Source organism: Streptomyces sp. NPDC050315, from assembly GCF_040655775.1.
Taxonomy (GTDB): domain Bacteria; phylum Actinomycetota; class Actinomycetes; order Streptomycetales; family Streptomycetaceae; genus Streptomyces.
Window position 1 is genome coordinate 799174 of the sequence record NZ_JBFAKN010000003.1, and the last position, 15465, is coordinate 814638.

Consider the following 15465-nt stretch of genomic DNA (forward strand, 5'->3'; position numbering starts at 1 on the left):
CGGCACTCAGGGCGGCGGGAGCCGAGCGGTCCTCAGCGGCGGTGGACGCTGACGGCGTAGCCGCCGTTGTCGTACGGGTCGGCGTCCCAGGTGGCGAAGCGGTCGACGAGGGTGAGGCCGGCCGCGGCGCAGTAGTCGTCGTATTCCGGCAGTGTGATGCTGGGCGGCACCGGCAGGTGGGCCGCGTCCAGGCCGAAGCCGGCGACCAGCAGACCGCCCGGTCGCAAGGCGGCGGCCAGGCGCTCGACCACCGTGGCCTCGGTGCCGGCGGCGAGCAGCGGGAAAATGTTGCCTGCGGCGACCACGAGGTCGAAGTCCGCTGCGATGCCGAGCCGGTCCGGCTCGAACTCGGTCAAATCGACCTGGTACCAGGGCAGGTCCGGCGCCTGCTCCCGCGCCACTGCCAACATCGACGCGTCGAGATCCACTCCGACGCAGTCGTACCCGAGCTCCGTCAGCCGGATCATGACCCGGCCGGTACCGCACCCGGCGTCCAGCACCCGCGCTCCGGCAGGCACGAGAGCCGCGCAGAACCGCGCCTCACCGTGCACATCCTTCCCACTGCGGGCCAGCGCCGCGAACCGCGCGGCATAGTCGTTTCCGGACTTCTCTCCGGTCAGATCTTTCCAACGGCTCATGAGATCAACTATAGGTCGCCGGGGTGTCGCCGGCCGGGTCACAACTGATCACGTACGCCACCCACTCCGGCCGATTCGGGCAGGTGGGACAGCACACCCACCGCGCTCCGGACGGTCGGCGGCGGACGTATAGCCTGGGCACGTCAGTGAAGATCACAGAAGGGTGCAGCACATGGCAGACATCGTGGAGACGGCGGCGCGCAAGGTCTTCGGGCGCTACGACCTCGACGGGGACGGCCTGGTCAGCGCGGACGAATACCGCAAGATCGTGTCGGAGTTGGGTTCGCAGATAACCGAGGCGGAGGCCCGGGAACTGATCGACTCGGTCGACACCGACGGCGACCGCCAGATGTCCTTCGAGGAGTTCTGGGCAGCCCTGAATGGCTGACACCGCCGGGTCCGGCACGTGAGCGTGCCGGACCCGCCCCTCATCGCACCGGTGCCGCAACACGGCAACACCGGATACGCGCGTGAGGTTGCAGTACACGCAACATCCACATCAATGCTGCAACACAGCCCTATGGCGGCGTTGGTTACTGTGCGTATAGTTTCACCATGAGCAACTACCGTCCGGAGAATGAAGCGACAGGTTCGCCGGCCGGCGGCGTGCAGTCCGTCGACCGTGCCATCACCGTGCTGGAGGTGCTGGCACAGCGCGACGAGGCCGGGGTCAGCGAGGTGGCCGCCGAGCTCGATGTGCACAAGTCCACCGCGTTCCGGCTGCTCGGCGCCCTGGAGGCGCGCGGCATGGTGGAGCAGGCGGGCGAGCGCGGCAAGTACCGGCTCGGCTTCGGCATCGTACGCCTGGCCGGCGCGGTCACCGGACGCATCGACATCACCCAGCAGGGCCGCCCGGTCTGCCAGCGGCTCGCCGAGGAAATCGGCGAGACCGTCAACATCGCTGTGATGCAGGAGCACTACGCGATCAACTTGTACCAGGTGCGCGGCCCGGGAGCCATCACCGCGCACAACTGGGTCGGCCAGCTGACCCCCTTGCACGCCACCTCCAGCGGCAAGATCCTGCTCGCCCACATGCCCGCCGAGGAGCGCGCCGCGCTGCTGTCCGAGGCCGGCATGCGGAAGGTGACCCCGCACACGCTGACCGCGAAGACCAAGCTCGAGAAGGACCTCACCGAGGCGCGCAAGCGTGGCTACTCCATGACCCTGGAAGAGTTCGAACTGGGTCTCCACGCCATGGCCGCGCCGGTCTGGGACCGAGACGGTGAGGTCATCGCGGCGCTCAGCGCCTCCGGTCCCGGATACCGGTTCACCGAGGAGCGCATGCAGGAGCTCGCCCCGATGCTGCTCAAGGGCGCGGAAGAGATCAGCTACCGGATGGGCTATCTGGGCTGAGCAACACCACTGAGTGGCACCACCTCTACACCCCCTCCTGTACGTCTCCTCCGGTACGCCCCCTCGCGCTGATCACGCAGAGCGTGCGGTGAGACGGGCCGCAACGCAGGGCGGCAGGTTGGGAGCTTCCGTGGACGGCTGGACGTAGATCATGCCGTCCGCGACGAGGACCTCGTGCGTACGGACCGGACGCCTGGCCGGTGGAGCGTCGACGGCTCCGGTCCGCAGGTCGAACTTCGAAGAATGCAGCGGGCATTCCACCTCGCAGCCCTCCAGCCAGCCGTCGGCGAGCGAGGCGTCCTGGTGCGTGCAGGTGTCGTCGATGGCGAAGATCTCGCCGTCCTCCGTGTGGAACACGGAGATGGGCGGATCGTTGTCGAGCCGGTAGGCCTCGCCTCGCGGTAGATCCGCGAGATGGATTGCGGGAATCATCATGACACCCCGGTGCGTATAGCGAAACGGATTGCGACGCGCGCAACAGCGCAACGTCAGTTTGCGGGTGCCCCAAATCGCTGTCAAGACACCCGGAACTCGGACTTTCCATGCCTCTTTTGGTGCGTAGTACGCAACGAGGTGCGCTTGGAGAGATCTTCGGTGACCGGTCTTGACGTGAACGGCCTCTCAAGGTTCCGTTGCGTCTGCAGAAACCTGTGCCCTTATACGCAACACAACGCCTCCCCAGCGTGATCCACCGGCTGCACCACGGCCCGCACGGCCCCCCGTCCCCTGTCCCAGGAGGTCACATGTCCATCCGTGCCATCGACGAGGCGCCGCTGAACGCGTTCCACCGAAAACTCACCTGGGCCTGCGCCGGCGGCCCGTTCCTGGACGGTTACCTGCTCAGCATCATCGGCGTCTCGCTGATCGGTATGAGCAACGAACTGCACCTGACCACGTCGGAAGAGAGCCTCATCGGCGCCGCCGCCCTGGTCGGCATCTTCATCGGGGGTCTGTGCTTCGGCGCCGTCACCGACAAGCTCGGCCGCGAGGCGATGTACACCATCGACCTGGCGGTACTGGTCGGCGGATCGGTGCTGTCGGTGTTCGCCGACGAGACCTGGCAGATCGTCATCCTGCGATTCATACTCGGCGTTGCCATCGGAGCCGACTACCCCATTGCCACGTCCCTGCTGGCCGAGTGGGTGCCGAACAAGCACCGCGGCCGGCTGCTCGGCATCCTCATCCTCGCCTGGTACATCGGCGCGGCGGCCGCGTACGTGGTCGGATATGTGATGGCCGAGATCGGCGGCAACGGCACCTGGCGCTGGATGCTCGCCTCCTCCGCCGTACTGAGCGCACTGATCCTGCTGATGCGTATCGGCACGCCCGAATCACCACTGTGGCTGGTGAACAAGGGCCGCACCGAGGACGCCCAGAAGGCCATCAAACGTGCCCTCGGCCGCACCGTTTCGACCAACGAGCTGCTCTCCGCCGCGGCCACCGAGCAGGCACTGCAGCAGCACCGGTTCCGCGATCTGTTCCAAGGCACGTATCTGCGGCGGACGTTGTTCTGCGGTCTGTTCTACATGTGTCAGATCACGCCGATGTTCGCCTTGCTCACCTTCGGACCCTCCATCCTGGGCTCCTTCGGCCTCGACAAGGGCAACGCCGGCAACCTCGGATCGGCCCTGATCAGCATCGTGTTCGTACTGGGCTGCATCCCCGCGCTGCGGATGGTGGACCGGATCGGACGCCGCCCGGTCATCGTCTGGTCGTTCGCCCTGATGGCGGTCCCGCTGGTGGTCCTCGGCGGCGGCTCCGCGGTGCCGTTCGCGGTGGTCATCGCCTGCTTCTGCGCCTACGCCCTGTTCTCCGGCGGGCCCACGGTGCTTGAGTGGACCTACCCCAACGAGCTGTTCCCCACCAGCATCCGGGCAACGGCGGGCGGCGTGGCCACCTCCATCAGCCGCGTCGGGGCCGCTGCGGGCACCTACCTGCTGCCGATCTCCCTCAGCCGGCTGGGCATCGGCCCGACCATGCTCATCGGCGCCGGCATCACGCTGGTGGGCTGGCTGGTCTCCGTGCTCTGGGCCGAGGAGACCCGCGGCCGGACCCTGGCGGAGACCAGCTCCCTCCCCGCCACCTCCAAGCAGCGCTCGCCGGCCGGTGAAGAGCGCCGCGAGGAAGTCGTCCGGGAACGGGAAGGGGAACTGGAAGGCCACTGACTGAGCAACGCACGACGCGGCAGGCAGCCGGCCGGTCTCTGGAGAGGCCGGCCGGCTGCCTGCCGGACCCATTCGCCTCGCCACGGCGCCGTCCACCTCGTGGCGCACCGGCCCCCTCAGCCCCGCCGAGCATACTGGATGTATGGATATGTCCAAGTTCCGACTGTCCTCCGCCAGACGGGACGGACGGCGCCGGTCGTCGCCGGGCGGGCGGTTGCGCTCCCTGGTGAGTCCGCGGACCGTCGCCGGCCAGGTGTTTCTGCTGCACCTGGTCGTCGTGCTGCTGCTCGTCTGCGCGGCCGTGACGGCCCTCGTACTGCAGGCCCGGGGCTCGAGTCTGCAGGAGGCCCGGGACCGCTCGCGCGTCGGCGCCGAGACCTTCGCGCACGCTCCGGGGACGCTGAGCGCCATGAAATCCGCCGACCCCAGCGCACTGCTGCAGCCGCGTGCCGAGGAAGCCCGGAAGCAGTCCAAGGTCAACTACATCATCGCGTTCAATACGTCCGGCATCCGCTGGACCCACCCCGACCCGGACCGGATCGGCAAACACGTCGTCGGCAGCTATGCCGAAGCGCTGCGCGGCAAGGTGCACCAGACCACCTCCTACACGCCCGGGGTCGGCCGCGCCGTGGACACGATGGTTCCCGTCCGCGACACCGACGGGAAGGTGGTCGGGCTGGTGTCCGTCGGCATCACCGTCGAGAGCGTGAACGCGAAGGTGATGGACCAGCTGCCGCTGCTGTTCGGCTCCGCGGCAGGCGCGCTGGTGCTGCTCACCGGCGGGTCGGCGTGGGTGAGCCAGCGGCTGCGGCGGCAGACGCACGGCCTGGAACCGGCCGAGATGACGCGGATGTACGAGCACCACGATGCGGTGCTGCACTCGGTCCGGGAAGGCGTACTCGTCATCAGCGGTGAGGGCCGGCTGCTGCTGGCCAACGACGAGGCGCAGCGCCTGCTGGAGCTGCCCGCGGACGCGGAGCTGCGACAGGTCTCCGAGCTGGGACTGGAAGCAGCCACCTCCGAGCTGCTGACATCGGGCCGGACGGCCACCGACGAGGTGCATCTGGCCGGGGACCGGCTGCTGGCGGTCAACCTGCGGCCCGTCGACGATCACGGCGGCCGGGCCGGCAGCGTGGCCACACTGCGCGACACCACCGAACTCCGGGCGCTGGCGGGCCGTGCCGAGGTGGCCAGGGAGCGACTGCAACTGCTCTACGACGCCGGGGCGCGGATCGGCACCACGTTGGATGTGGTGCGTACCGCGGAGGAGCTGGCGGAGGTCGCGGTCCCCCGGTTCGCCGATTTCGCCACCGTCGAGCTGCTGGAGGCCGTCGCGCGCGGGGAGGAGCCGGACGGCACGGACACCGAGATGCGCCGGACGGTGATCCGCGGCATCCGTGACGACCAGCCCCTCATTCCGGTCGGCGAGCTGATCAGTTTTGTACCCACGCACCCGATCGCCACCGCCGTGGCGAGTGGTCACGCCGTAGTGGAGCCGGACCTGGCCGCTTCCGAAGGCTGGCGCGCCCAGCACCCGGAGCTCGCCCAGCAGGTCCTGGACTACGGCATTCATTCGCTGATTTCGGTACCGCTGCGGGCGCGCGGGGTGCTGTTGGGTACGGCCAATTTCTGGCGCTCGGAGAACGGCCCCTTCGAGCCGGAGGAACTGTCCTTCGCCGAGGAGCTGGCCGCCCGCGCCGCGGTGTCCATCGACAACGCCCGCCGTTACACCCGCGAGCACACCATGGCGGTCACACTGCAGCGCAGCCTGCTGCCGCACGGACTGCCCGAGCATTCCGGCATCGAGGTGGCGCATCGCTATCTGCCGGCACACGCGGGGGTGGGCGGCGACTGGTTCGATGTCATCCCGCTGCCCGGTGCCCGAGTGGCGCTGGTGGTGGGGGACGTGGTCGGGCACGGGCTGCACGCCGCGGCCACGATGGGCCGACTGCGCACCGCGGTACACAACTTCTCGACGTTGGATCTGCCGCCCGATGAGCTGCTGAGTCACCTGGACGAGCTGGTCACCCGCATCGACCAGGACGAGAACCCCAATGGTGCCGACGCCGGGGTGACGGGCGCGACCTGTCTGTACGCGATCTACGACCCGGTCTCCGGAAAGTGCTCACTGGCCAGGGCCGGCCATCCGGGACCGGCGCTGGTGCACCCGGACGGCACCGTGGAGTACCCGGAGGTACCGGTCTCCCCGCCGCTGGGCCTGGGCGGCAGCCTGCCCTTCGAAACAGCCGAACTGCACCTGTCTGAAGGTTCCCAACTGGCCCTGTACACCGACGGACTCATCGAGGACCGCGACCGCGACATCGACACCGGCCTCGCTCTCCTGCGTACCGCACTGGCCCACCCGGGCCGGGACCCCGAGCAGACCTGTCAGGCCGTCTTCGACGCGATGCTGCCTGCCCGGCCCCGGGACGACGTGGCGCTGCTCATCGCCCGCACCCGGCTGCTGAACCCGGACGACGTTGCCGAGTGGGACGTACCGAGCGACCCCGCCGCCGTCCCCCGGGTCCGCGCCGACGCCACTCGTCGGCTGGAAGCCTGGGGGCTGGACGAAGTGGCGTACACGACCGAGCTGTTGATCAGCGAGCTGGTCACCAACGCCGTCCGCTACGGCGCCGACCCCATCCGGCTCCGGCTGCTCCACGACGACGACAGCCTGATCTGCGAGGTCGCCGACGGCAGTAACACCTCCCCGCATCTGCGCCGCGCGAAGACCGGCGACGAGGGCGGGCGCGGCCTCTTCCTGGTCGCACAGTTCGCCCAACGCTGGGGCACCCGCTACACCGCCCGCGGCAAGGTCATCTGGACCGAACAGTCGCTGAGCGGCCCGGCGGCCGAACCCGGTGAAGACACGGACGAAGCGCTGCTGGCTCAGTGGGACGACTCGGCGTTCTGACGGCGAACCGAGGGACGCAGCGCAGCGGCTGGTAGCGCGCCATCCCCCTTGACAACCCATGACCCGCAAGAAAAGCTGTTGCGCATAAAGATAATAGTTGCGTAGTCCGAAACAGTGTGGCCGACACGGCGATCTCACATCCCCGGCCTGCGGGCGCCCGCGGCCACACCCACCCACGCACAGACAAGGGAGCCCGCCCGTGGCCATCTCTGTGTTCGACCTCTTCTCCATCGGCATCGGCCCGTCCAGCTCGCACACCGTGGGCCCGATGCGAGCCGCCCACATGTTCGTCGGCCGCCTGAAGGAAGAGGGACTGCTGGCCCGAACGACATCGGTACGAGCCGAGCTCTTCGGCTCCCTCGGCGCCACCGGCCACGGCCACGGCACCCCCAAGGCCGTACTGCTCGGCCTGGAGGGCAATGAGCCGCACACGGTCGATGTCGCCGAGGCCGAGCGGGACGTCGAGCGGATCACAACGACCGGACGACTGCGGCTGTTGGGCCGCGACCTCGGCGACGCCCACGAGATCGGCTTTTCCGCGGACAGCCACCTGGTCCTGCACCGCCGCCGTTCCCTGCCGTACCACGCCAACGGCATGACGCTGTCCGCGTACGACGAGCACAGCGCACCGCTGCTGGAGAAGACGTACTACTCGGTCGGCGGCGGATTCGTCGTCGACGAGGAGGCGGTCGGCGAGGACCGCATCAAGCCGGACGACACGGTGCTCAAGTACCCCTTCAGCAGCGGTGACGAACTGCTGCGCCTGACCCGCGAGACGGGGCTGTCGATCTCGGCCCTGATGCTGGAGAACGAGACGGCCTGGCGCACCGAGGCCGAGGTCCGCGCCGGCCTGCTGGAGATCTGGCGGGTGATGCAGGAGTGTGTGGCCCGCGGCCTGGCCAGCGAGGGGATACTGCCGGGCGGCCTCAAGGTCCGCCGCCGGGCCACCGCGGCGGCCAAGGCGCTGCGCGCCGAGGGCGACCCGCAGGCACGCGCCATGGAGTGGGTCACGCTCTACGCAATGGCCGTCAACGAGGAGAACGCGGCAGGCGGCCGCGTCGTCACCGCACCCACCAACGGCGCGGCCGGCATCATCCCCGCCGTCCTGCACTACTACCTCAACTTCGTCCCCGGCGCCGATGACGACGGCATCGTCCGCTTCCTCCTCGCCGCCGGCGCCATCGGACTGCTCTTCAAGGAGAACGCCTCCATCTCCGGCGCCGAGGTCGGCTGCCAGGGCGAGGTCGGCTCCGCCTGCTCCATGGCCTCCGGCGGCCTCGCCGAGGTACTCGGCGGCTCCCCCGAACAGGTGGAGAACGCCGCCGAGATCGGCATGGAACACAACCTCGGCCTGACCTGCGACCCGGTCGGCGGCCTGGTCCAGATCCCCTGCATCGAACGCAACGGCATGGCAGCGGTCAAGGCCGTCACCGCCGCCCGCATGGCCCGCCGCGGCGACGGCCGCCACCACGTCTCCCTCGACAAGGTCATCAAGACCATGAAGGAGACGGGCGCCGACATGAAGGTCAAGTACAAGGAGACGGCGCGGGGCGGCCTCGCGGTGAACGTCATCGAGTGCTGAACGTCGGATGCCGGGTGGTGAGCAGACTCTGCTCACCACCCGGCATCCGCTTATCAGAGGCGATGACCGGCTCAGTAGGTGCCGAGGCGCCCCTGGACCCAGTCGTGGAATTCGCCGATGTGGTGTTCGCTCGGGACCAGGACGCCGCCCTTGGCGTACAGGCGCGAGCTCATTGCCGGCTGGCAGCGTTCGCAGGCGTCGAAGTCCTGGCGGTTGACGCGGTCGAAGAGTTCCACCGAGCGGCTGACGTCCTTGCCGCTCTCGATGACGTGCGGCAGGTACAGCCAGTCGCATTCGACGATTGTGCGGTCGGCTGCCACGGGGTACATGCGGTGGAAGATGACGTGGTCGGGGACCAGGTTGATGAAGACCTGCGGGCGCACCGTGATCGCGTAGTACCGGCGGTCCTGGTCCTCCGAGACCCCCGGAATGCGGTCCAGGCCCTCCGAGCCGTCAACGGTGAAGCCCTTGACGTCCTCGCCGAACTCCGCACCGTGGCCCACGTAGTACTGCGCCGCGAAGCCGTCGGCGAACTCCGGGAGTACTTCGGTCAGTTCGGGGTGGATCGTGGCGCAGTGGTAGCACTCCATGAAGTTCTCGATGATGAGCTTCCAGTTCGCCTGCACGTCGTAGACGATCCGCTTGCCGAGCTCCAGGTTCTCGATGTCGTACGCGCTGATCGACTCGGCGTCGCCCAGGCGTGCCACCACGTCCTGGATCACCGACTCCTCGAACGAGGGCGGGTTCTCGGCCAGGCACACCCACACATAGCCCAGCCACTCGCGCACCGCCACGTTCGCCAGGCCGTACTCGGTCCGGCCGATGTCCGGCATCTTCGTCAGGTTCGGGGCCGCGACGAGCTTGCCCGTGAGGTCGTACGTCCAGGCGTGGTACGGGCATTGGAACGCCCGCTTCACCTCGCCGGACTCCTCCGTGCAGAGCTTGGCGCCCCGGTGCCGGCACACGTTGAAGAAGGCCCGGACGGAGTTGTCCCGCGACCGGGTCAGCAGGACGCTCTCGCGCCCGACATCCACGGTTTTGAACGCACCGGGCTTGGCCAGGTCCGCGGAGCGGGCCGCGCAGAACCACATCGTTTCGAAGATGCGTTCCTGCTCCAGGCGGAAGATCTCCGGGTCCGTGTAGTGGTCACCGGGGAGAGTCGCGATCAGGCTCTCCGGAAGTCCGGTCGTGGTCATGGTTCACCTCGAAGAGAAGTGCCTTGGAAAGGCAAGGAGGTAGGTAAATTCGGGGCTTGCTCGTCAGAGGCCGGCGGTGCGTTCGGCCGCCTCGACGACGTTGGCGAGCAGCATTGCCCGCGTCATGGGGCCGACGCCGCCGGGCATCGGTGCCAGCCACCCGGCGACCCCCGCGACGTCCGGATGCACGTCGCCGAGCAGGCCCTCTTCCGTGCGGGTGATGCCGACATCGAGGACGGCGGCGCCGGGGCGGACCATGTCCGGAGTGATCAGGCCCGGTGAACCGGCCGCCGCGACGACGACATCCGCCTCGCGGACGTGCCAGGGCAGGCCCTTGGTGCCGGTGTGGCAGAGCGTCACCGTTGCGTTCTCGGATCTGCGGGTGAGCAGCAGGCCGATGGGGCGGCCGACCGTGACACCGCGGCCGATCACGCAGACCCGGGCGCCGGCGAGCGGCACGTCGTGGCGCCGCAGCAGTTCGACGATGCCGCGCGGGGTGCAGGGCAGCGGGCTCTCGACACCGAGGACCAGGCGCCCCAGGCTGACCGGGTGCAGGCCGTCGGCGTCCTTCGCCGGGTCCATCCGCTCCAGTACGGCGTTGGCGTCGAGCCCGCGCGGGAGGGGCAGTTGGACGATGTAACCGGTGCACGCGGGGTCGGCGTTGAGTTCGTCGATGACTGCCTCGACCTGCTCCTGCGTGGCGTCGGCCGGCAGCTCGCGGCGGATGGAGGCGATGCCGACCTGCGCGCAGTCGCGGTGCTTGCCGCCCACGTACGCGTGGCTGCCGGGGTCGTCACCGACCAGTACGGTGCCGAGGCCGGGTACGACGCCGTACTCGGCCAACTTCTTTACACGTACGGTGAGTTCGGCACGGATGGCGGCCGCGGTGCGACGGCCGTCAAGAATGTTCGCGCTCATTTTTCTCCCCTGTGTGGATGGACCCGGCTCAGCCGCGAAGGCGCTGCATCTTGGGGTCGAACAGTGGTTCCTCGGTGACGACCGCCGGGATGGCCCGGTCGAAGTAGCCGATGTGCAGGGTGCGGCCGGGAGTGGCCAGTTCCGCGGGCAGCCAGGCGTAGGCGATGGCCTTGCCGATCGTGTATCCGTACGCGGCGCTGGTGACATAGCCGACGGCACAGTCCCCGTCGTGGACCGGCTCCTTGCCCATGACCACGGCAGTGGGGTCGTCGATGGTCAGGCACGCCAGGCGGCGGGTGACGTCGGCGGCGCGGCGCTGCAGCGCTTCGCGGCCGAGGAAGTCGCCCTTGTCCATCTTGACCGCGAATCCCACGCCGGCCTCGTACGGGTCGTGCTCGTACGTCATGTCGGTGCCGAAGGACCGGTAACCCTTCTCCAGCCGGAGGCTGTTGAACGCGCCCCGGCCGGCCGCGATGCCGCCGTACGGCCGGGCCGCCTCCCAGAGCGTGTCCCAGAGCTTCAGGCCCATGTCGGCGGTGGTGTACAGCTCCCAGCCGAGCTCACCGACGTACGACAGTCGCATCGCGGTGACGGGGACGGAGCCGATGTACGCCTCCTTCGCGCGGAAGAACTTCAGGCCCGCGTTGGAGAAGTCCTGGCTGGTCAGCGGCTGGAGCACGTCCCGTGCCTTCGGCCCCCACAGGCCGATGCAGCAGGTGCCCGCGGTGATGTCACGCACCTGCACCGAGCCGTCCACGGGCAGGTGCCGGTGGAACCAGTCCAGGTCCAGGTTGCCGTTCGCGCCGACCTGGAAGCGGTCACGCGCCAGTCGGGCCACCGTCACATCGCTGCGGATCCCGCCGTCCACGTCCAGCAGCAGCGTGTACGTGACCGAACCCACCGACTTGTCGATGTTCCCCGTCGTCAGGTGCTGCAGGAAGGCCGCGGCGCCGCGGCCTGTGACCTCCAGCCGCTTCAGTGCGGTCATGTCGTACAGTGCGACGCTCTCGCGGGTCGCCTGGGCCTCGGCGCCCACGATCGGCGACCAGTAGCGGGCCGCCCAGTCGTTCGGTGTGGGGATCTCCCGCCCCGCCAGCAGGTGCTCATTGGCCGCGTACCACTGGGGCCGCTCAAAGCCCGATGCTTCCAGGAAGTACGCGCCGAGCGCCTGCTGGCGGGGGTGGAAGGGGCTGGTGCGCAGGGGTCGTGGCGCACCAGCCGGCTGGAGGGGGTGGAGGATGTCGTAGACCTCGTCGAAGTTCTGGCAGTCCCGCGCCAGGACGTACTCGGGGGCCAGCTGGTGCGGTTCGAAGCGGTTGACGTCGCACTCGTGCAGATCGAACGAGGAGCAGTACCCGTCGACCAGCCACTCGGCGACGGCCCGGCCCACGCCCGCGGAGTGGGTCACCCACACCGCTTCCGCCACCCAGAAGCCCTTCACCTGCGGCGACTCGCCCAGCAGTGGCATTCCGTCGGTGGTGAAGGAGAACAGTCCGTTGATGCCTTCTTCGACCTTGGCGTCCTGCGTCGCCGGGAGCAGCGACTGCGTCTCGGTCCAGGCGTCGGCGAAGTCCTCGGGGGTGAAGCGCAGGACGGACGGCATCTCTTCGGCTTCGTTCACCGAGACGATGTCATCGGCCGACACCGGCATCGCGCGGTGCCCGTAGTAGCCGATGCCCAGCCGGTCGTAGCGGTCCCGGTAGTAGAGATCGGCGTCCTGGTGCCGCAGGATCGGGCGTACGGCCTCCTCGTCCTGACCCGCCAGCGCCGGCACCGGTCCGGTCCAGGCCAGCTGGTGGGCGAGCGGGGTCAGGGGGAGGTCCATGCCCACCATGCGGGCGACCTTCGGGCCCCAGATGCCGGCACAGCACACGACGATGTCCGCCGCGATCTCGCCCTGGTCGGTGACCACGGAGGTCACCCGGTCGCCGCCGGTGCCGTCGTCCTCGGTGCGGACGTCCAGGACCTCGCGGTCGCCCAGGAGGCGTACTCCACGGTCCTCGGCCGCCTTCAGCTGCGCCTCGACGGCCAGTACCGCCTTCGCCAGGCCGTCGGTCGGGATCAGCATGCCGCCCAGTACCCGCTCGGCGTTCACCAGCGGATGCAGCCGGACACACTCCTCCGGACCCAACAGCCGCGCCTCGACACCCCACGACGTCACCCAACCGTGCCGGCGCTGCAACTCCGCCAGCCGTTCCGGTGTCGTGGCGATCTCCAGTCCGCCCACCGGCAGGAAGCACGGCTCCCCGGCCACCTGCAGCGAGGAGAACTTCTCCACCGTGTAGCGGGCCATCTCCGTCAGGGCTTTCGAGGCGTTGGTCTGGAAGACCAGGCCCGGAGCGTGTGACGACGAGCCGCCGGTGGCCGGCAGGGGCCCCTGGTCGACCACCGTCACCTCGGTCCAGCCCCGGACGGACAGCTCATCGGCCAGCGCCGCCCCCACGACACCCGCACCGATGATGACCACGCGCGGTCCCGCCATCGTCACACCCTCCCATCGAAAAGTTACTTATCGAAAAGTCGCCGCATGAAAGTTGCTTCATGCGCAACGCGCATCGGGTTGCGCAACACACAGTGCAGTCCGTCCAGACCCGTGTCAAGAGGTGATCCGAGAGCATCGAGAGCACGTCGCCCGGCGGGCCGGAGAGTGGGCGCCCGGCGGGATCGGCCGTGCAACTCCCTGATCAGCAAGGTCGATCAGAGCCCTTGACCGCAGGCCGTCACGTACGGACTATGTTGCGTATCAAACACGCTGTTGCGTAATGCGCACTCACTTGCGCACCCCTTGGGAGGTCTCCGTGTCCGCTCGACCGCAGCCCGATCGCGAGTTCGTCCTCACCGTCTCGTGCCCCGACACCCCCGGCCTGGTGCACGCCGTCACCGGCTTCGTCGTCCAGTACTCCGGAAACATCCAGGAGAGCCAGCAGTTCGACGACCGGCTGCAGGGCCACTTCTTCCTGCGCATGCGCTTCGACGTCCCGGATCCCGACATCTCGCTGGACGACCTGCGCTCCGGCTTCGCGCCGGTGGCGGAGGCGTACCGGATCTCCTGGAACCTGTACGACGCGTCGACTCCGACCCGTACGCTGATCATGGTGTCGAAGTTCGGCCACTGCCTGAACGACCTGCTCTTCCGACGCAGCACCGGCGCGCTCAACATCGAGGTGCCGGCGATCGTCTCCAACCACCGGGACTTCGAACCGCTCGCGGAGAGCCACGGGATTCCGTTCCACCACATCCCCGTGACGCGGGACACCAAGCCCGAGGCGGAGGCGCGGCTGCTGGAACTGGTCGACGAACTCGACATCGACCTGGTGGTACTCGCCCGCTACATGCAGATCCTGTCGAACGATCTGTGCAAGCAGCTCGAAGGCCGGGCGATCAACATTCACCACTCGTTCCTGCCGAGCTTCAAGGGCGCCCGGCCGTACAACCAGGCGCACGAGCGCGGGGTCAAGCTCGTGGGCGCCACGGCGCACTACGTGACCCCGGATCTCGACGAGGGTCCCATCATCGAGCAGGGCGTCGTCCGCGTGGACCACTCGCAGAGCCCCGACCAGCTGGTCACCCTCGGCCGGGACGTCGAGGCGCAGGTCCTCGCCCGGGCCGTGGAGTGGCACAGCGAGAGCCGGATCATGGTCAATGGGAACCGGACGGTGGTTCTTCGCTGACGGGGGTGCGTCGCCGCTTCCGGACGCCCGGCGGGGTCCGGAAGCCGGGCGGCGGACGCCACGCGCGCAGGGTTGCCGGACGCCATCCACGCAGGGTTGTCGGACGCCCTGCGCGCACGGCTGAGAGCCGCCCGGCAGGAGCGCCGTGGTCGACGGCGCTCGTGGGGCGGCTCTCAGATCAGCGAAGCGTGCAGCGGCGCGGCAGTTGCTTCGAGGCCCCAACGGGCCGTCACCCGCACCGCGTCCGCCGTCGAGGCGACATCGTGCACACGCACGCACCAGGCCCCCTGCGTGGCAGCCAGGACGGACACCGCGGAGGTGGCCGCGTCCCGCTGGTCCGCCGGACGGGGCAGGCCTGTCAGCGGGTCCGCGAGCAGCTGCCCCAGGAATGACTTACGGGCAGCACCCACGAGTACCGGATGGCCGAGCGCGGCGACCTCCCCCAGCCGCCCCAGCAACTGCCAATTGTGTTCAGGGGACTTGGCGAATCCCAGCCCCGGATCGAGGATCAGGCACTCCGGCCGGATGCCTGCATGCAACGCCGCCTCGACCCGCAACCGCAACTCGTCCACCACATCGCCGACCACATCGTCGTACACGGCGTTGGCCTGCATGCCGGCGGAGTGCCCGCGCCAGTGCATGGCCACGTACGGCATGCCGGTACGGGCCATCAGTGGCAGCATCGCGGGGTCGGCGAGACCGCCGGAGACATCGTTGACCAGCGTCGCACCGGCCTCGATGGCGCGAGCGGCCACCTCGGCCCGCATGGTGTCCACACTGACGGGCGCGCCTGCGGCGGCGAGCTCGCGGACGACGGGCAGTACGCGGCGCAGCTCCTCCTCCGGTGACGGACGCGTCGCACCGGGACGGGTCGACTCACCGCCCACGTCCAGGATGTCCGCGCCCTCGTCGAGCAGCGCGAGGCCGTGCGCGACGGCCTGCTCGGAGCCGTACCAACGCCCGCCGTCGGAGAACGAGTCGGGCGTGACGTTCACAATGCCCATGACCAGCGTCCGCGCCGGTCGGGG

Annotated in this window: 12 protein-coding genes; 6 read left to right on the forward strand and 6 right to left on the reverse strand. The window is 69.0% G+C overall.

From position 1 onward, the window contains the following. Nucleotides 1-32: 32 nt before the first annotated feature. Entirely contained in the window at nt 33-638 is a 606-nt protein-coding gene (locus AB0I82_RS14805) for a class I SAM-dependent methyltransferase (protein WP_363257607.1), read from the reverse strand. 172 nt (nt 639-810) lie between these two features. Here AB0I82_RS14805 and AB0I82_RS14810 point away from each other — a divergent pair, with 172 nt between their 5' ends. Both AB0I82_RS14810 and AB0I82_RS14815 read left to right on the forward strand, forming a co-directional pair. Further along, entirely contained in the window at nt 811-1026 is a 216-nt protein-coding gene (locus AB0I82_RS14810) for an EF-hand domain-containing protein (protein WP_363257608.1), read from the forward strand. 167 nt (nt 1027-1193) lie between these two features. Further along, nucleotides 1194-1991: an IclR family transcriptional regulator gene (locus AB0I82_RS14815; RefSeq protein ID WP_363257609.1), complete on the forward strand. Its 798-nt coding sequence runs from the start codon at nt 1194-1196 to the stop codon at nt 1989-1991. A 72-nt stretch (nt 1992-2063) separates the two neighbouring features. Here AB0I82_RS14815 and AB0I82_RS14820 read toward each other — a convergent pair whose 3' ends face one another. After that, nucleotides 2064-2426: a bifunctional 3-phenylpropionate/cinnamic acid dioxygenase ferredoxin subunit gene (locus AB0I82_RS14820; protein ID WP_363257610.1), complete on the reverse strand. Its 363-nt coding sequence runs from the start codon at nt 2424-2426 to the stop codon at nt 2064-2066. Between the two features lie 308 nt (nt 2427-2734). Between AB0I82_RS14820 and AB0I82_RS14825 the strand changes: the two genes are divergently transcribed. The 3 genes from AB0I82_RS14825 (at nt 2735) to AB0I82_RS14835 (ending at nt 8652) form a co-directional block, all read left to right on the forward strand. Continuing rightward, nucleotides 2735-4156: an MFS transporter gene (locus AB0I82_RS14825; protein ID WP_363257611.1), complete on the forward strand. Its 1422-nt coding sequence runs from the start codon at nt 2735-2737 to the stop codon at nt 4154-4156. A 142-nt stretch (nt 4157-4298) separates the two neighbouring features. Next, nucleotides 4299-7070, forward strand: a complete 2772-nt coding sequence (locus AB0I82_RS14830) for a SpoIIE family protein phosphatase (protein WP_363257612.1) — start codon at nt 4299-4301, stop codon at nt 7068-7070. A 199-nt stretch (nt 7071-7269) separates the two neighbouring features. Continuing rightward, on the forward strand, nt 7270-8652 hold the full coding sequence (locus AB0I82_RS14835; protein WP_363257613.1) for an L-serine ammonia-lyase: 1383 nt from the start codon (nt 7270-7272) through the stop codon (nt 8650-8652). 71 nt (nt 8653-8723) lie between these two features. On the opposite strand, the gene AB0I82_RS14840 is transcribed toward AB0I82_RS14835, so the two are convergent. From AB0I82_RS14840 to AB0I82_RS14850, 3 genes are all read right to left on the reverse strand, one after another. Next, a complete protein-coding gene (locus tag AB0I82_RS14840) occupies nt 8724-9848 on the reverse strand; it encodes an aromatic ring-hydroxylating dioxygenase subunit alpha (RefSeq protein WP_363257614.1) in 1125 nt (374 codons plus the stop codon). Nucleotides 9849-9911: 63 nt separating this feature from the next. Continuing rightward, a complete protein-coding gene (locus tag AB0I82_RS14845) occupies nt 9912-10766 on the reverse strand; it encodes a bifunctional methylenetetrahydrofolate dehydrogenase/methenyltetrahydrofolate cyclohydrolase (RefSeq protein ID WP_363257615.1) in 855 nt (284 codons plus the stop codon). Nucleotides 10767-10794: 28 nt separating this feature from the next. Next, nucleotides 10795-13248: an FAD-dependent oxidoreductase gene (locus tag AB0I82_RS14850; RefSeq protein WP_363257616.1), complete on the reverse strand. Its 2454-nt coding sequence runs from the start codon at nt 13246-13248 to the stop codon at nt 10795-10797. A gap of 316 nt (nt 13249-13564) precedes the next feature. Here AB0I82_RS14850 and purU point away from each other — a divergent pair, with 316 nt between their 5' ends. After that, nucleotides 13565-14437, forward strand: coding sequence for a formyltetrahydrofolate deformylase (purU, locus tag AB0I82_RS14855; protein WP_363257617.1), 873 nt, complete (start codon nt 13565-13567; stop codon nt 14435-14437). A gap of 173 nt (nt 14438-14610) precedes the next feature. Here purU and folP read toward each other — a convergent pair whose 3' ends face one another. After that, entirely contained in the window at nt 14611-15441 is an 831-nt protein-coding gene (gene folP, locus AB0I82_RS14860) for a dihydropteroate synthase (protein ID WP_363257618.1), read from the reverse strand. Between the last annotated feature and the right edge of the window lie 24 nt (nt 15442-15465).